14 protein-coding genes are annotated in these 16939 nt (G+C 67.8%); 10 read left to right on the plus strand and 4 right to left on the minus strand.

Annotation, left to right across the window (positions count from 1 at the left end; translation table 11 throughout):
- Positions 1 to 21: 21 nt before the first annotated feature.
- The gene (locus tag WME97_RS35885) at positions 22 to 615 is read right to left on the minus strand and encodes a Uma2 family endonuclease (protein ID WP_437544409.1); all 594 of its coding nucleotides are present in this window, start codon (positions 613 to 615) and stop codon (positions 22 to 24) included.
- A gap of 235 nt (positions 616 to 850) precedes the next feature.
- Between WME97_RS35885 and WME97_RS35890 the strand changes: the two genes are divergently transcribed.
- From WME97_RS35890 to WME97_RS35935, 10 genes are all read left to right on the plus strand, one after another.
- On the plus strand, positions 851 to 1618 hold the full coding sequence (locus WME97_RS35890) for a TetR/AcrR family transcriptional regulator (RefSeq protein ID WP_437544410.1): 768 nt from the start codon (positions 851 to 853) through the stop codon (positions 1616 to 1618).
- A 76-nt stretch (positions 1619 to 1694) separates the two neighbouring features.
- Positions 1695 to 2162: an ABA4-like family protein gene (locus tag WME97_RS35895; protein ID WP_437544412.1), complete on the plus strand. Its 468-nt coding sequence runs from the start codon at positions 1695 to 1697 to the stop codon at positions 2160 to 2162.
- 1 nt (position 2163) lies between these two features.
- Complete coding sequence (locus tag WME97_RS35900; protein ID WP_437544414.1) at positions 2164 to 2997, plus strand: hypothetical protein; 834 nt, start codon at positions 2164 to 2166, stop codon at positions 2995 to 2997.
- A 249-nt stretch (positions 2998 to 3246) separates the two neighbouring features.
- On the plus strand, positions 3247 to 5664 hold the full coding sequence (locus tag WME97_RS35905) for a type VI secretion system Vgr family protein (protein ID WP_437544416.1): 2418 nt from the start codon (positions 3247 to 3249) through the stop codon (positions 5662 to 5664).
- A 649-nt stretch (positions 5665 to 6313) separates the two neighbouring features.
- A complete protein-coding gene (locus tag WME97_RS35910; protein WP_437544418.1) occupies positions 6314 to 8731 on the plus strand; it encodes a type VI secretion system Vgr family protein in 2418 nt (805 codons plus the stop codon).
- Between the two features lie 82 nt (positions 8732 to 8813).
- Positions 8814 to 11927, plus strand: a complete 3114-nt coding sequence (locus WME97_RS35915; protein ID WP_437544419.1) for a DUF2169 domain-containing protein — start codon at positions 8814 to 8816, stop codon at positions 11925 to 11927.
- A gap of 171 nt (positions 11928 to 12098) precedes the next feature.
- Positions 12099 to 13190 (plus strand): pentapeptide repeat-containing protein, encoded by a 1092-nt coding sequence (locus WME97_RS35920; RefSeq protein ID WP_437544421.1) that lies wholly within the window; start codon positions 12099 to 12101, stop codon positions 13188 to 13190.
- 7 nt (positions 13191 to 13197) lie between these two features.
- Positions 13198 to 13848: a DUF3540 domain-containing protein gene (locus tag WME97_RS35925; RefSeq protein WP_437544423.1), complete on the plus strand. Its 651-nt coding sequence runs from the start codon at positions 13198 to 13200 to the stop codon at positions 13846 to 13848.
- A 33-nt stretch (positions 13849 to 13881) separates the two neighbouring features.
- A complete protein-coding gene (locus WME97_RS35930; RefSeq protein ID WP_437544425.1) occupies positions 13882 to 14238 on the plus strand; it encodes a DUF4150 domain-containing protein in 357 nt (118 codons plus the stop codon).
- A 92-nt stretch (positions 14239 to 14330) separates the two neighbouring features.
- Positions 14331 to 14801, plus strand: a complete 471-nt coding sequence (locus WME97_RS35935; RefSeq protein ID WP_437544427.1) for a hypothetical protein — start codon at positions 14331 to 14333, stop codon at positions 14799 to 14801.
- A gap of 76 nt (positions 14802 to 14877) precedes the next feature.
- On the opposite strand, the gene WME97_RS35940 is transcribed toward WME97_RS35935, so the two are convergent.
- From WME97_RS35940 to WME97_RS35950, 3 genes are read right to left on the minus strand one after another with little or no spacing between them, the layout of a single operon-like run.
- Entirely contained in the window at positions 14878 to 15933 is a 1056-nt protein-coding gene (locus WME97_RS35940; RefSeq protein WP_437544429.1) for a glycosyltransferase family 4 protein, read from the minus strand.
- A complete protein-coding gene (locus WME97_RS35945; protein ID WP_437544431.1) occupies positions 15924 to 16790 on the minus strand; it encodes a PIG-L deacetylase family protein in 867 nt (288 codons plus the stop codon). Before WME97_RS35945 ends, WME97_RS35940 begins: the two co-directional genes overlap by 10 nt.
- Entirely contained in the window at positions 16787 to 16909 is a 123-nt protein-coding gene (locus tag WME97_RS35950; RefSeq protein WP_437544433.1) for a hypothetical protein, read from the minus strand. Before WME97_RS35950 ends, WME97_RS35945 begins: the two co-directional genes overlap by 4 nt.
- Between the last annotated feature and the right edge of the window lie 30 nt (positions 16910 to 16939).

Here is a 16939-nt window from a genome sequence, read left to right on the forward strand (position 1 = left end):
CCGTGAGGCGCCGCCGGCAGGCTACCGCGGCAAGCTCTCCTGGTCTTCCTCCGGCGCTTCGCCCTCGTCGTCGCCGAGCTGCTCGACTTCCCCCCACAACGCATCGAGATCCAGCCGGAGCCCTTCGCATCCAGGCACATCGATGCTCCCATCGGTCGCGTCGAGTGCGTGCGTGTAGCGCCCATCCGCCCCGAGCTCGAGGACCTCGATGCTCCGGAGCTGCGGATCGACGATCCAGTACCAGCGCACCCCGAAGGCGGCATATTCGCGGAGCTTCTCGACACGATCGCGGCGCCCGTCGCTCGGCGTGGGAGAGACGACCTCGACGGCGATATCGGGCGGGATACGCACGAGCCCCCGCGCCGGCGGCCTCCGGTTCCCGGGGAAAAAGACGGTCACGTCGGGCTTCCGGCCCCGCTGCGGCTTCACCGCGAATTTTGCGTCCGAGCCGCCCACCAGCCCGCCGCGGGGGGTGATCCAGGCGCGGAGCATGTGGATCAGCCAGCCGACCACGACCTCGTGAACGTAGCCGGACACCTCTTCCTCCACGAGCAACCCGTCCACGAGCTCGCCCGGCTCATCCTCGGGCAGGGCCGCCCACTCGACGAGCGACATCCGCCGGCCTGACGCGGGTGCGGGTGAACGAGCCGCGGCCTGGACCATGAACAGAGCCTATCACGCCTGCCGCAAGGGTGTACCGCGAGGGCGGGCCGCCGCTGCTCCCCCACCAGGCGCGCGCAAGCATCCGCCGCGTGTCGGCGAGGCGCGAGGCGCAAGGCGTGAGGGCTGGCAGGGGGACGGCGGCCCGCGATGCCCGGGAGACCGCCGCAACGCGCTCGAGAAGAGATCCTTGACGGCAGACAATGCTACCGTTATAAAAAGTAACACCGTTACGAACGACGACGGGAGCGGCAGTTACGCCGCCCGGAGGCCAGGCGACACGGACATGGCGAGCGCGCGCCCGAAGACCACGAAGACCAGCGGCACGACCCAGGCGGAGCGCCTGCAGGCGTCGAGCCAGCAGCGCCGCGAGCAGCAGAAGGAGAACCTGCGGGGCGCGATCCTGGCGGCGGCGGGCGAGCTGTTTCTGGAGCAGGGCTACGAGGCGTTCTCGATGCGCCAGGTGGCCGAGCGCATCGGCTACTCGGCGACGACGATCTACCGCTATTACGAGGACAAGGACGATCTCCTGTTCGCCATCGTCCACGAGGGCTTCAGCGAGTTCCAGCGGGCGCTCGTCGCGGCCGCCGAGAGCACGGCGGACCCGATCGAGCGGCTCGTGGCGCTCGGCGCCGCGTACGTTCGCTTCGGCATGGATAACCCGGTGCACTACCGGCTGATGTTCATGCAGCGCTTCGACTTCGTCTTCGACCAGCGGAAAGCGCGGCAACAGCCGATGATCGATTCGTTCAACGTGCTGCAAGACGCGGTCGCGTCCGCGATGGACGCCGGCGCGATGCAGCGCGGCGACGTGGAGCGCCACAGCCAGGTGGTCTGGGCCCTGGTCCACGGGATCACCGCCCTCGGCCTGGCCGATCGCGGCCGCTTCACGGCCGACGATGTCGACCGGACCCTGGAGATCGCCATGAAGATGATGGTCCGAGGCCTGCGCCCCTGATCGCTCTCTTTTTTTCCCGCAAAGTTAACACTGTTACGAATAGTTTCATTGTTACAACCAGCAGCCGGTGGAGGGTATGATGGATAGGGTCTTTGGACTGAGCGGGCTCCTCGTGATGCCGTTCTGGTTCCTGATGATTTTTCTGCCCCGCTTTCGGTGGACGCGGCGGATCATGGAGTCGCCGCTCGTAATCGTCGCGCCCGCGCTGCTCTACGCGGCGCTCGTCCTCCCGGTCATCCGCGAGGTGTTCCCGATCGTCAACCAGCCGAGCCTCGGCACGGTCGCCCCGCTGCTCGGCTCGCCCGCGGGCGCCACGATCGCCTGGGTTCACTTCCTCGCCTTCGATCTCTTCGTGGGCCGGTGGGTGTACCTCGACAGTCGCGATCGCGACATCTCGCCGTGGCTGATGGCCCCGGTGCTCTATCTGACGCTGATGCTCGGGCCGCTGGGGTTCTCGCTCTACCTCGCCGTCCGCGCGATCGCCGCTCGATCGCCGCGCGCCGTCGTCACGACCGCCGCGCCGCGCCGCGCCGGGGAGGCCTGACATGAGCGCGCGCTCGCTGAGCCCCTCGCTCTCGCTCCCTCGCTCGATCGAGGAGCTCCTCCGGCGCAGCCCCGTCCTGTTCATGGCGGCGGCCGCCCACGTCGCGCTGCTCGTCGTGCTGCTCACCGTCGCCCCGCTCGACGCGCGCCTCGTGATGGGGGTGAACCCGTGGATCAAGCCGGCGAAGTTCGCCGCCTCGATCGCCGTCTACCTCCTGACGATCAACTGGCTCGTCGGCGACGTCGCGCTCCCGCCGCGAGGCCGCCGGGCCGTCGTCTGGGGCACGGTGGCGATGGTGAGCTTCGAGATGGTCGCGATCACCGCGCAGGCGGCGCGGGGCGTGGCGTCGCATTTCAATCAATCGACGCTGTTCGACGGGGCGGTGTTCGCGCTCATGGGCATCGCCATCCTTGTGAACACGGCGCTCGCGGCGTACCTCGCGACCAGGTTCTGGGCGACGCGACCTCCGCTGCCGGCCCCGTATCTCTGGGGCATCCGGCTGGGTCTCGTCCTGTTCCTGCTGGCCTGCGCGGAAGGCGGCTTCATGTCCGCGCACAACGCGCACAGCGTCGGCGTCGCCGACGGCGGGCCAGGGCTTCCCGCCGTCAACTGGAGCACGCGAGGAGGCGACCTGCGCATCGCCCACTTCTTCGGGATGCACGCGCTGCAAGCCGTCCCGCTGGTCGGCTACTGGCTGTCGGCGCGGTCGCCGGGGTCGGGGCCGCGCGCGCGGCGGGCCGTGGGATGGGTGATCGCGTTCGGCGTCGGCTACGGCGCCGTCGCGCTGGCGCTCTTCCTGACGGCCCTCGCAGGGCGACCGCTGATCCGGATGTAGCGCGCCGAGAGCACGGCGGTCCTGCGCTGCCGGAGGCAAAGCGGCGAGCCGGCGCGTACCGCCGCCGCGTGACGATGGGCGCGAGCGGGATGTCCTCAACAGGACGACGGCGCCTGCAATGAATCCGTCACCTCATCGTCGCCGACAGACAACAACAAGCAGGCGCCACGCCACACGACTGTCACAAATTCCGTCTAGGCTATACAGCTCGTCTGCGCCTGCCGCTGTTTTCCACCCGCGAGGCTCGCCATGCCTGACAATTTCGTCGTCCAATCAAGCGCCCTGCCCTCTTCCACCAAGCTCGTAGCTTTTCATGGAACCGAGGGTATCTCGAAGCCCTACCGCTTCGAGCTCTACCTGGTGATGACGAACGATGTCGGCCAGAGCTTTGATATGGCGGCGGCCGTGGGGCAGCCGGTGAGCATCTCCCTGGAGCGGAGCGACGGCGGCGAGCCCTTCCTTCGGAGCGGCGTCCTCGGCAGCATCGAGCTCATCAACGAATTCGTCGGCCGGTCCGTCTTCCGGGCCACCATGGTCCCGCGCCTCGCCTTGCTCGCCATGTCGTTTCACAGCCGTGTCTTCACCGCGCAGGCCATCCCGGCGATCCTTCAAGCCGTCCTTCAGAAGGGCGGCGTCACGGACTGCGCGCTCCAGCTCCAGGGCTCCTACACCGCCGAAGAGCATGTCTGTCAGTACCGCGAGACCGACTATGCCTTCGTCGCCCGGTGGATGGAGCGCGAAGGCATCTATTATTACTTCGAGCACGGGGAGGGCGGCGAGACGCTGGTGCTTGTCGACAACAAGTCGGCCCATCAGCCTCATGGCGGCAAGCCCATTCGGTATTTCCCGCAGCCGGGCGGCGCCAACACCGCGAAGGACACCTTCCACGCCTTCACCTGCCGGCATGAGGCCGTGCCGAGCACGGTCCGCCTCAAGGACTACAACTACGCCACGCCGGCCGTACCGGTCACCGGGCAGGCGTCGGTCAGCCCGAGCGGCGTTGGCGAGGTCAGCGTGTTCGGCGCGCGGTTCTTCTCGGCGGGCGACGGGGCGCGGCTGGCGCGGATCAAGGCCGAGAGCCTCTCCGCGACCGGCGTCGTGTACCACGCGATGGGCAAGGCGGCGACCGTGGTCCCCGGGTTCACCTTCGAGATCGAGGACCACCCGCGGGCCGCGTTCAACACGAAGTACCTGACCATCGAGGTCGAGCACTGGTCCAACCAGGCCCCGGACATGCCCGAGCTCCGCGACTTCGCGACGTGGACCGAGAACTACCGCATGGAGGCCAGGGCCATCCCCACGACGACGCAGTTCCGCGCGCCGCAGGTCACCGAGTGGCCGCGCATCTACGGCACCGAGATCGCGATCGTCGAGGGCGCGGCAGTCAGCGAGTACGCGCAGATCGACAGCCATGGTCGCTACCGGATCAAGTTCCTCTTCGACGAGAGCGACCTGAGCGGGGGCAAGGCGTCGACCTGGGTCCGGATGCTCCAGCCCCATGGCGGCGGCATCGAGGGCTTCCACTTCCCGCTGCGCGCCGGCGTCGAGGTCATGTGCGCCTTCGAGGGGGGCGATCCCGACCGGCCGGCCATCGTCGGCGTCGCGCCCAACGCGCTCACGCCGAGCCCGGTCACGTCGGGGAACAACACGCGGAACGTGATCCAGACGGGCGGGCGGAACCGGCTCGAGCTCGAAGACCAGGCCGGGCAAGAGCGGGTCACGCTGTCCACGCCTTATGACAACACGTACATCCGGCTGGGGGCGCCCAACGGCAACGCGTCGAAGGAGTCCAAGACGGACGGCAACTCTTATACATACGTCAGAGGCAGCTCCGAGAACATCGTGCTTGGCAACCGGACGGCGATCACCGCGGGCATCTCCGAGAGCGTGATCGGGGGCGTCAGCTTGAGCGCCGTCGGGGGGTACGCCGGGAGCTTCGTCGGCGGATACTCACAGAACGTGATCTTGGGCTATCGCCACACGTTTATCCTCCGCGATGAGAAGACGACCCTCCGCGGCAGCCGAAAGACCACCATCATGGATGATCGGACCACGAAGATCGGGGGCGACGACACGTTCACGCTCGTGGGCGATCGCAGCGCTCACATCGTGGGCAACAGTGACTTGCGCGTCCTTGGGAGGCGCAACACCAGTATCCAAGGCCGGGACAAGAGCACGTTCTTCAACGGGCGAGAGACGACGATCTACACGTCGAGCCAGACGACGGTCAACGGCACCAGCGAGGTCGATATCAACGGCACGCGACGTGCGGACATCCGCGGTCACGCCACCAGCAACTTTTACGCAGGGCGAACGACCACCGTTCACGCGGGGGGAAGCAGGAAAACGGTCAGGGGTGGTAACACCGCCGAGGTCTTTGGCCCAGTCAAATTCACGCTTCACGGGCCGAAGCAAAGCACTGTCAATGGCACTGCCGAAAGCACCATCAACGGACTCTACAAAACCACGATTGGGACGCGAGTCGAGATCATCAGAGGAACCAAGACGGAGAGGATCAACGGGCTGGCATACAAATATGCCCCTAACGAGGTAAAGAAGGTGACGCGGGCGGAGATCCAGGCGAAGGGTCTCCAGTACAGGGCCGAGCTGTGTCGTATTCAATACCAGCTCGGCTTCCACAAGGGGCAGCTGCACCTCATCCAGTAATTCACCTGCTGCTTGTGGAGCAGGCTCGCGCTGAGCGCCGAGTCGAACGACCCATCGAGCCCGCCACCCTGGAGTCCGCCGGATGAAAATCGTCAAGCCCATGCGCCTCGGGGTGGTGCCGAGGGTCTTCATGAACCAGCGCAGTCCGCACCTCCTGGTCACCACCTGCGTCAGCTTCTCCTATGACCGACCGGCCCGCCTGCTCTATGAGCCGTCGGCCTGGAAAAATGCACACGGTGCAAACCACCCCGCTGCTCGGGCACTACCTGTCGGCGCAGGCGCCGGGGTCGGTGTCGCGCACACAGCGGGCAGCGCGGTGGCTCATCCCGTTCCGCGTCGGCTACGACGCCGTCGCGCTGGCGCTCTTCGCTGACGACGCTCGCAGGGCGACCGCTCATTCGAACGTAGAGCGGGCGGTCCGGCGCTCCCGGGGGCGAGCAGGCGCAAAGCACCGCCGACCGACGGCGAGGAATGATCGGCGCAAGCAGGAAGTCGTCCAGCGGATGACATCAGGTGCAACGCGTCCGTCACCCCAACGCCATCGAAAGACAACGACAAGCAGGTAGCTCGCCATACAATCGACACAATTTCCGTCTACACTCGTCAGCGCGTCTTTGCTTGCCGCCGTTTCACACCCGTGAGGCTCGCCATGCCTGACAATTTCGTCGTCCAATCAAGCGCCCTGCCCTCTTCCACCAAGCTCGTAGCTTTTCATGGCACCGAGGGCATCTCGAAGCCGTATCGCTTCGAGCTCTACCTGGTGATGACGAACGATGTCGGCCAGAGCTTTGATATGGCGGCGGCCGTGGGGCAGCCGGTGAGCATCTCCCTGGAGCGAAGCGACGGCGGCGAGCCCTTCCTTCGGAGCGGCGTCCTCGGCAGCATCGAGCTCATCAACGAATTCGCCGGCCGGTCCGTCTTCCGGGCCACCATGGTCCCGCGCCTCGCCTTGCTCGCCATGTCGTTTCACAGCCGTGTCTTCACGGAGCAGGCCATCCCGGCGATCCTTCAAGCCGTCCTTCAGAAGGGCGGCGTCACGGACTGCGCGCTCCAGCTCCAGGGCTCCTACACCGCCGAGGAGCACGTCTGCCAGTACCGCGAGACCGACTATGCCTTCGTCGCCCGGTGGATGGAGCGCGAAGGCATCTATTATTACTTCGAGCATGGGGAGGGCGGCGAGACGCTGGTGCTTGTCGATAACAAGTCGGCCCATCAGCCCCACGGCGGCAAGCCCATTCGGTATTTCCCGCAACCTGGCGGCGCCAACACCGCGAAGGACACCTTCCACGCCTTCACCTGCCGGCATGACGCCGTGCCCGGCACGGTCCGCCTCAAGGACTACAACTACGCCACGCCGGCCGTACCGGTCACCGGGCAGGCGTCGGTCAGCCCGAGCGGCGTTGGCGAGGTCAGCGTGTTCGGCGCGCGGTTCTTCTCGGCGGGCGACGGGGCGCGGCTGGCGCGGATCAAGGCCGAGAGCCTCTCCGCGACCGGCGTCGTCTACCAGGCGATGGGCAAGGCGGCGACCGTGGTCCCCGGGTTCACCTTCGAGATCGAGGACCACCCGCGGGCCGCGTTCAACACGAAGTACCTGACCATCGAGGTCGAGCACTGGTCCAACCAGGCCCCGGACATGCCCGAGCTCCGCGACTTCGCGACGTGGACCGAGAACTACCGCATGGAGGCCAAGGCCATCCCCACGACGACGCAGTTCCGCGCGCCGCAGGTCACCGAGTGGCCGCGCATCTACGGCACCGAGATCGCGATCGTCGAGGGCGCGGCGGTCAGCGAGTACGCGCAGATCGACAGCCATGGTCGCTACCGGATCAAGTTCCTCTTCGACGAGAGCGACCTGAGCGGGGGCAAGGCGTCGACCTGGGTCCGGATGCTCCAGCCCCATGGCGGCGGCATCGAGGGCTTCCACTTCCCGCTGCGCGCCGGCGTCGAGGTCATGTGCGCCTTCGAGGGGGGCGATCCCGACCGGCCGGCCATCGTCGGCGTCGCGCCCAACGCGCTCACGCCGAGCCCGGTCACGTCGGGGAACAACACGCGGAACGTGATCCAGACGGGCGGGCGGAACCGGCTCGAGCTCGAAGACCAGGCCGGGCAAGAGCGGGTCACGCTGTCGACGCCTTATGACAACACCTACCTCCGCATGGGGGCCCCCAACGGCGGCGCCTCGTACGAGGTCAAGTCGCAAGGCCACGCTTATGTGTGGATCGGAGGCAGCTCCGAGAACATCGTGACCGGCAACCGAACGGCGATCACCGTGGGCATCTCCGAGAGCGTGATCGGGGGCTTCAGCTTGAGCGCCGTCGGGGGGTACGCCGGGAGCTTCATCGCCGGATACTCACAGAACGTGATCTTGGGCTATCGCCACACGACCATCCTCGGCAATGAGAAGACGACCCTCCGCGGCAACCGAAAGACCAACATCACGGGGAATCGGACCACGTGGATCGGGGGCGACGACACGTTCACGCTCGTGGGCGATCGCGTCGCCACCATCAGGGGCAACAGCAGCTTGCGCATCATGGGGAAGCGCAACACCCAGATCAGAGGCAAGGACGACAGCACCTTCTTCAACGGGCGAGAGACGACGGTCTTCGTATCGAACAAAACGACGATCAACGGCACCAGCGAGACCGATGTCAACGGGACCCGACGCACAGACGTCCGCGGCCATGCCACCGGCAATTTCTACGCAGGGCGAACGACCACCGTTCACGCGGGGGGAAGCTCGAAGACGATCAGGGGCGGTAACACCGCCAAGATCTATGGCCCCAGAAGAACCACGGTCTATGGACCGAGCTCGAGCACCATCCATGGCACCGCCGACAGCAAGATAACAGGCCTCTACACGACCAAGATCGGGTCGCGCGTCGAGGTCATCAACGGAACCAAATACGAGAACATCAAGGGGCTAGCATTCAAACGCGCCCCCTTGGAGATAAAGAAATTGAACGCAGCAGAAATCTCGGCAAAGGGCTACAAGGCCTCAGCCGAGATCATGACGATCAAAACTCGACTCGGCCTCTCGAATGCGGACTTGCACATCCTGAAGTAATCCACCCATCGAGTGTGGAACAGGCTCGCGCCCGGCGCTGAGCCGAACGATCCATCGAGCCCGCTACCCTGGAGTCCGTCGGATGAAAATCGTCAAGCCCATGCGCCTCGGGGTGGTGCCGAGGGTCTTCATGCACCAGCGCACCCCGCACCTCGTGGTCACCACCTTCGTCGGCTTCTCCTACGATCGGCCGGCCCGGCTGCTCTATGAGCCCACGGTCTGGAAGATGGCCATGGAGGAGCTCGGCGAGGACGGCCTCCTCGACGAGTTCAACCCCAAGACCCGGGGCGAGCTCCTCGTCACGGGCCGCTGCTATCCGCCGGGGCGCGTCGCCCGCCCCGCGAGCTCGGTCCGCGTCCAGCTCGGACCCATCAACAAGAGCCTCTACGTCATCGGCGACCGGACGTGGGGGATGCTGGGCATGTCGGACCCGGCGCCCTTCACCGAGATGCCCGTCACCTGGCGAAACGCCTTTGGCGGGAAGGATTTCGCCAGGAACCCGCTGGGCAAAGGCCACGGCGACAAGAGCGCGGCGCTCCCCAACATCGAGTCGCCCAGGCACCTCATCCACGCGCGCAGCGACTGCCCGACGCCCGCCGGCCTCGACGGCTACGACCTGACGTGGCCCCAGCGGTTCTCCAAGATCGGCACCTACGACGCGGCGTGGCGCGACCAGTGCTTCCCTGGTCTCGCGCGGGATCTGGACCCGACGCTGTTCAACATGGCCCCGGAAGACCAGCAGATCGACGGGGTTTTCCGGGGCGACGAGACCTTCGTTGTCGAGAACATGCACCCCGACAGGCCCCGGATCGAAGGCGCCCTCCCCGGGGTTGCGAGTCGATGCTTCGTCGTCCTCAAGACGAGCGACGGTGTGGAGATCCACGAGCCCGCGATGAAGCTCGACACGGTGCGTCTGTTCCCGCACCGCGAGCGGGGGGTCGTCCTCTTCCGCGGCGGCATCGAGATCTCCGAGGACGACGCGGACGACGTGGTGGCCGTGCTGGTCGCCTGCGAAGCCATGGGTGCTCCCAGGCCCGTCGCCTATTACCACGATTACCTGATCCCCCGGCTTGGCCCTCTGAGCAACGATCTCCCGGATGACCAGGACGACACGCTCATGCCCGAGCCCGAGGATCCGGAGGCGCCGCCGCTGCCCGATGACACGCTCTCCGGGCTCGCGTCGAAGCTCAGGAGAGAGGGGTTTCTGGGAGGCACTCCGGCTCGATCCGTCAAGCGCGCGGCTGCAGTCGCGGCCGGCGCCGGTGTCGTCACCGCCGGTGTCCACGGAGCGAGAGCAGCGGAGGACCCCGACGTCGAGGCGGCCGAGGCCGAGCTCGAGGGGGACCAGGACGTCGAGGCGACCGAGGCCGAGCTCGCCGAAATGGGGACCGACTCCGAGTACCTCGTCGCCACGGCCGACGAGGACGAGGCGGAGCTAGCCACGGACTTCCCGGAGGGCACGGAGACGGAGGAAGAGGAGAGCCCCGCGTGGTCCCAGGCGGACACAGGGGTGGACCACGAGGCGGACCCGGAGGCGCTCGCGTTTGCAGCCTCGGCGACGACGCCCGCCCTGGAAGACGACCCCGAGGAGGCCGAAGCGCTTCGCGCGCAGGAAGCGCTCACGGAATGGGGCAAGAAGCAGCTGCGAGACCACGGCATCGATCCAGAGGCGCACCTCGCCCAGGAAGAGCCCTCAGACGACCTCGCGTCCCTCGATGACCCGGAAGCATCCGAAGAGGCTGTGGTCCGCCTGGTCGAGGGCAGGCTCGGCAGCGGGCTGACGGCGCACGGGGTCGACGTCGGTGCCCTGTTGGCGAGGGCGCGTCAGAACGCCGCCGAGGGCCCGAGCGAGATCAGGATGTCGGAGGTCCGCGAGCGCATGCGGCAGTCGCTGACCAGCGAGGGCTTCACGCCGGAGAAGACCGAAGAGCTGGTGTCGTCGCTGGATTGGCAAGCCTTCGAGGACGAGACCCAGGCCGCCGCTGACGAGGACCTCGACGACACATTCCACCTCCACGACGAGGCGCCCGAGGCTGCCCACGCCCTGCCCGAGGACGAGGCCTGGGGCGGTGAAGCCGCGGATGATGAGGGCTTCGCGTCCGCGGAGGATCTGGACGACAGGGCCTCGTCGTTCGCCGAGCTGGGCGAAGACGGGCCGCGGCTCGCGCATCTCCTGGCGGCCGCCGCGCCCCTCGACAGCGAAGAATCGCTGCGACTTCGCCGCGAAGTGGAGGCCGGGCACAAGGAGGGGCGGAGCTTCGCGGGATGCGACCTCACGGGCGCCGACCTCTCTCACCTCGACCTCGAGGGGATCGACCTCGAGGGCGCCATGCTCGAGTCGGCCTTTCTCACCGGGAGCATCCTGCGAAAGGCGAAGCTCACAGGAGCCGTCCTGGCGCGAGCCAACCTGGAGGCCGCGGATCTCTCGGAGGCCAGGCTCAACGGAGCCAATTTTGGCTCGGCGTGCCTGCGGGACGTGAAGGCCACGGGAGGCGTCGATTTCGGCGAGGCCGTGCTCGTCAAGGCGGACCTCTGGGGAGCGGATCTGTCCGGCGCCAATCTCTCGCGCGCCGACCTCTCCGAGGCCAATTTCTGCGACACCAACCTGGAGAACGTCGTCGCGGAAGAGGCGATGTTCCAGCAGGTGGACCTCACGGGAGCGCGCCTCGTGGGCGCGCGGCTCACGGGGTGCACCTTCAACGAGGTGAATGTGACCGAGGTCGATTTCACCGGCGTCGACCTGAGCTCCGCCACCTTCATCGCCGCCCAGGGCGACGGCGCCATCTTCCGGAACGTGATGGCAAAGGACCTCACGAGCGTGATGGGCTCGTCCTTCGCCGGCGCAGACTTCTCCGGCGCGACGCTCGCCGGCGCGAACCTGATGGGGACGAGCCTCGCCGGCAGCGACCTCTCCGACGCCGACCTGCGCGGCGCGCTGCTCAACGAGGCCGACCTGACGGAGGCGAGCCTCGATCGCGCGAACCTCGCCGAAGCCATGCTGACCCGCGCCAACCTCACCAGGGCGTCGCTCTACGCGGCTGACCTGAGGCAGAGCGTCATGAACCATGCGTGCGTCGAGGGGGCCAACTTCGAGAAAGCCAACCTGTTCAGCGCATGCGCCGATCGAATGGTTGGAGATGACGACACGAGCTTTGCCGGCGCCAACCTCAAGCGACTCAGGGTAATACCGGCCTAGAGCGACAAACGGGCTGAAACCACGAGAAAGAGCAGAAATTTCACAGGGAGGCGGGGAGGCGGGGAGCGAGAGACGGCAAGAGAAAGAAGTTCATTTTTTCTTCCTCCCCGCCTCCCCGCCTCCCTGTGAAATTTCTCCGGGTTTCAATGTGATCGGTGTTCTAGAGGGAGCATGGACAGGGAAGCGCTGTGCAAGCTGATCGAGCAAGAAGAGGTCGTTTCGGAGCTGGACCTGTCGGGCTGCGACCTGTCGGGGCTCGACCTCTCCGGCGGGATCTTCGAAGATGTCCGCTTCACCAACGCCAATCTGACCGGCGTCAAGGTGCGCGAGGCGATCTTTCATCGCTGTGACCTCGCGGGAGCCAACCTGAAGGGGCTGGATTTTCACCTTGGCACGGCCATGGACTGCACGCTCGCGGGGGCCGTGCTCACCGACGCCTCGCTGGTTGGAGCGAGCCTCTCGGCCGTGGACCTCGAATCGGCCGATCTGACCGGAGCCGACCTCTCGTCGGCCACCATCGACCATGCCCAGCTCAAGAACGCCCGGTTCGTCCGTGCCAACCTGACCGACGGCACCCTGTTTGGCGTCACGCTCGAGGGCACGGACTTCTCTCAGGCCAACCTGACCAGGGCCGTCTTGTTCCGTCAGGACCTGTCCCAGGCCATTCTCACGGGGATCACCCTCGTGGAAGCGATCCTTGTCGAGGTGCGGATGGGGTCCAAGGACTTCCGGCGGATGGACCTCAGCAGAACGCAATTTACCAGCGCCGACCTGCGCGGCTGCGACTTTTCAGGGGCCACGCTGACGCAATGCGGCTTCAAGGGCGCCAACTTGACCGGAGCTCGGCTGGACGGCGCCGTCGCCCAGCTTGCCGACTTCGTCGAAGCGACCCTGATGAACGCGAGCCTCACCCAGGCCGACCTGAGCCAGGCGCTCTTCGTCGACGCGCGCGCGGGCGCCACGAACCTCTCGGGAGCGCGGCTCGAGATGAGCGTCTGGCACCGGGCGAGCTGCCCGGGTGCCCGCTTCTGCCGGGCAGACCTGAGCTACGCAGATTTCTCCCACGCCGACGTATCCTTCTCCGACTTTTCCGACGCGACGCTGTCGCGCGCGCGGCTGCACCGCGTGACGGACAAGGGCACCATCTGGCCGCCGGGCAAGGCGCTGGCGCACGGAGACGACCAGGAGCTCAAGGAAGCAGAAGAGTGGCAGGCCAACGTCCTTGGGAGGCCTGCCGGCAGTCAACGCACCCCTCACTCATGAGGAAACCATGCAGAGCGCAGCAAGAGCGAGACAGACCCAGCGGGAAGCCCACGGCGAACACGGCGCCGTGCTCCGCATCGATGGCTCCGCGTACATCGTCGAGACCGAGAACGGCGAGGTCCGCGCGAAGCGCGCGACGAGCTGTCTGCTGGAGCCCGCCGCCGGCGACATGGTGCTCCTCACCGCCGTGAACGGCGCGCATTACATCCTCGCCGTTCTGGAGCGGGAGGAAGGCGCGCCCTTACACCTCGTCTCCGAAGGAGATCTCCAGATTCGCCTGCGGCGCGGCTCGCTGGGCATCGCGGCGCCCGACGGTGTCCACGTGGCCGCCGGCAAGGACCTCTCGATGGCCGCGTCGACCTTCCGTGTCCAGGCCAAGGAGGGGCACGTCGCGGTGGAGCTGTTCACGCTCCTCAGCAAGATGGCCCGCGGGGAGGTCGACCGGGCCAAGCTGATCGGCCGGAGCCTCGACTCGGCGCTCGAACGGCTGTCACAGAGGGTGAAGCGCTCCTACCGCATCGTGGAAGAGGCTGACCATGTGCGCGCCGAGCGCATCGACTACGCAGCCAAGGGCAACCTCGCCATCCACAGCGAGAACGCCAAGATCACCGCGTGCCACGTCGTGAAGATCGACGCCGATCAGATCCAGGTAGGGTGAACGACCATGTTTGCAATCACATCGCGCGGCGGAATGGACTTTGGCATCCCGGACGTCTGCCGTCTTCCGACGACCATCCCCGTCCCATTTCCAAACTTTGCGGCGAAGCCCATGGGGACGTCCCCAGCGTACAAAGTGCGCATCGGGCCCGCTCCCGCCCATACGCTGGCGACCACCATTCCGATCACCTCCGGCGACAACCCTGGGCTCCTCGGCGGCGTGATCTCCGGCCGCAACATGGGCCCCGCGAGGCGTCTCCGATTCTCTCGCAACACGTTGTGGCAGGGAAAACCGGCGGTGGTGCTCAGCGCGAACGGCCTCGGGAACCAGATCAACACGAACTCGACGACCATTGTCCCGAGCCAGACCAAGGTCCTGATCCTCAAGTGACGGCCGCTCGGTCATCCGCGAGAACCGCCCGCTCGATCACCCGCGAGAGCGCCCGAGATCCCGCCCTGTTCTGACCGCTGAGGGACACCCACGTGGCCATCGATGAAACTACCCGCATCCGCCTGGGGATCATTCAAAAGAAATACGGCGATCGCCTTGCCCGGAGCACGAACGGCGATAGCCCGCCGGACCGGCGCCAGGTGTTCATCGATGAATTCCGGCGGATCCTGGCCGACACCTTCGTTCCCACGTTCGAGGCCATCGGCCGTGAGCTCGCCTCGTCAGGCCACGCTTACCGGATCGAGCAGGACGTGGGCGAGAAGACCCCCAGCATCGAGTTTCACCTCCTGCTCCGGGGCGTTCCGGCGAAGGCGAACAACCTGATCCGCCTCTTCTACAGCGCCGAGGCCGCGGGCGACGGAGAGGTGATCGCCGAGGTCAACGTGTACCAGACCCTGACCGAGCTCACGCGGTTCCGGGTGCTGGCTCGGGTCACCCGGGAGGTCGCGGAGCAGATGTGCGTGGACGCCATCGAGCACGTCTTCGCCTGCAACGCTCGCTGAGAGGCCTTTGCGATCCCGCGGCGCGGCCGCTGGCTGAGAGCGTCGCCCTCCATCCCCAGCACGGCGACCCGGCGCTTCACCCTTCGCGCAGGATCCGGCGGTACGTCTCGAGGTACGCCGCCGCCGTCGCCGCCGCCGAGAAGCGCTCCTCGGCCGCGCGACGGCACGCCGCCGGGTCGAGCCGGTCGACCCTCGCCATCGCGTCCGCCATCTCCGCAACGCCGTCCACAAGGAACCCCGTCCGGCCGTGCTCGACGATCTCCGGCAGCGCGCCGGCGCCGCGCAGCGCGATCACGGGCGTGCCCGAGGCCAGCGCCTCCAGCGCCACGAGCGAGCTGGTCTCCTGCACGAGGCTGGGGACGAGCAGGCACCGCGCCGCCGCGAGCAGGCGGCGCTTCCGGGCGAGGCCCACCGGGCCAAGGAAGCGCCGCACAGGCCCGGGCCCGCGCAGCATCGGCAGCAGGACCTCCTGGAGATACCGCGTGTGCTCCTCGTACCCGAACGCCTGGCCGGCGAGGAGCAGCGGCACGCCGGCGCGGACCGAGGCCTCCACGGCAACGTGATAGCCCTTCTCCGGGCAGATACGGCCCAGCGCAAGGGCGAAGCCGCGCTTGTACCGCCTCGGCCGGTAGTGCTCCAGCCGGACGCCGTTCGGGATCTCGGGCAGGAGCCGCGCCCCCGGCGGACAGGCGCGCCGCTGCGTCACGGAGACGCAGTGGAGGAACGTCCTCGGCCGCTCGAGACCGAACACCGCAGGCGAATAGAAGCTCGGCGGGAGATGGAGGGTCGCGAGCACCGGCACGCCCGGCTCGGGCAGATAGCGATCGAAATCGACGCCGTGCAGGTGGACGAGGTCGATCGGATACCTGTCCAGGGCCCGGGCGACGGCGCTCCGGTGGTGGCTCCAGGCCCGCTCCCTGGCCGCCTCGTCGAGGACGGCGCCCGGCGGGGGCGCCGGCGTGGCGACCAGCGTCCCCGCGCACGAGGAGCCCTCCGGGGCGACAACGATCGACCGGTGGCCGCCGCGCGAGAGCGCCTCGTCGAGCATCGAGAGGACCTGCTCGGCGCCGCCGATGGCGTCCGGACCCACGGGCGCGAGCGGATAACCGACGAGCAGGACCGTCAGAGGCACAGCTCGCGCTCGAGGCCGAGCAGCGTGAGCGTCTTCGCCGCGAGCCGCCGCCAGCGCGCGCCGTCGATCGGGAAGCCGAGGCGCTCGTAGTGGAGCGGGCCATCGTGCGGCGGCCTGCGGAAATCGTACGCGGGCGCCGGCCGGAAGCGCTCGACCTCCGCGCCGAACGGGGCGAGCACCTCCCGCTGGCTGGCGAAGCAGGCCAGCATGGCGCGCTTCCGCGACGCCTCGATGTCCGAGAGCCGGAGCGCGATCTCGGGGACGCCGGGGTGCGCGATGAACTCGCCGGTGAGGAGGCGGCCGCGCGCGGCGTGGTACGACGCCGCCTCGAAGATCAGCGGCGCGGTGACGCCGTTCCAGAGGGCGAGCACCGCCGCCGCGTGGACGATGAGCGCCGCCGCGTCGTGATCGGGGTGGCCGCCCTCGTAGGGGTGGGTGAACACCACCTCGGGCCGCGTCCGGGCGAACAGCTCGACGAGCCGCCGGGCGAGGCTCGGCGCCTCCTCGATCGCCTCCTGGTCGACCGCGCCGAGGCACCTGAGCCGCCCCGCGGGCACGTTGCCGGCCGACATGGCGCGGGTCACCTCCTCGCGCCGGAGCGCGGCGTAGCGCTCGCGCCCGATGCCGGCGAGGCCCGCGGGCACGAAGCGCTCGTCGCGCGGCGCCCCGTCGGTCACGTGGACCACCTCGATCGGGCTGAGCCGGCCGATCCGCGCGCCGAGCCCGATGGTCTCGTCGTCCGGATGGGCGAGCACGACGAGACAGCGCGGCGCCCGGCCCGACGAGAGCCACGAGAACGGCGGCCACGCGAGCTCCTGGGCGGAGGGGCCCTGACGGCGGAGCACGGCGAGGTTCACGACGGCACCTCCGCGCGCCCGCGGCGCAGCTCGGCCCGCGGCTCCGGTCGCCTCCCCGGGATGCCGCAGTGCTCCTCGGGTCTCTTCTTTCGCTTCGGCGTGCTCGCGACGTGGGACATGAGCCACCTGGAGCGCATGCGGCCAGGTCG

Origin of the sequence: Sorangium sp. So ce367 (assembly GCF_051520455.1) — a bacterium.
Taxonomy (GTDB): domain Bacteria; phylum Myxococcota_A; class Polyangia; order Polyangiales; family Polyangiaceae; genus Sorangium; species Sorangium cellulosum_B.

Bases quoted from the DNA above. Each gene is read 5' to 3' on its own strand.
- WME97_RS35885 (WP_437544409.1), bottom strand. From the start codon at position 615: ATGTCGCTCGTCGAGTGGGCGGCCCTGCCCGAGGATGAGCCGGGCGAG.
- WME97_RS35895 (WP_437544412.1), top strand. From the start codon at position 1,695: ATGATGGATAGGGTCTTTGGACTGAGCGGGCTCCTCGTGATGCCGTTC.
- WME97_RS35900 (WP_437544414.1), top strand. From the start codon at position 2,164: ATGAGCGCGCGCTCGCTGAGCCCCTCGCTCTCGCTCCCTCGCTCGATC.
- WME97_RS35905 (WP_437544416.1), top strand. From the start codon at position 3,247: ATGCCTGACAATTTCGTCGTCCAATCAAGCGCCCTGCCCTCTTCCACC.
- WME97_RS35910 (WP_437544418.1), top strand. From the start codon at position 6,314: ATGCCTGACAATTTCGTCGTCCAATCAAGCGCCCTGCCCTCTTCCACC.
- WME97_RS35915 (WP_437544419.1), top strand. From the start codon at position 8,814: ATGAAAATCGTCAAGCCCATGCGCCTCGGGGTGGTGCCGAGGGTCTTC.
- WME97_RS35920 (WP_437544421.1), top strand. From the start codon at position 12,099: ATGGACAGGGAAGCGCTGTGCAAGCTGATCGAGCAAGAAGAGGTCGTT.
- WME97_RS35925 (WP_437544423.1), top strand. From the start codon at position 13,198: ATGCAGAGCGCAGCAAGAGCGAGACAGACCCAGCGGGAAGCCCACGGC.
- WME97_RS35930 (WP_437544425.1), top strand. From the start codon at position 13,882: ATGGACTTTGGCATCCCGGACGTCTGCCGTCTTCCGACGACCATCCCC.
- WME97_RS35950 (WP_437544433.1), bottom strand. From the start codon at position 16,909: ATGTCCCACGTCGCGAGCACGCCGAAGCGAAAGAAGAGACCCGAGGAG.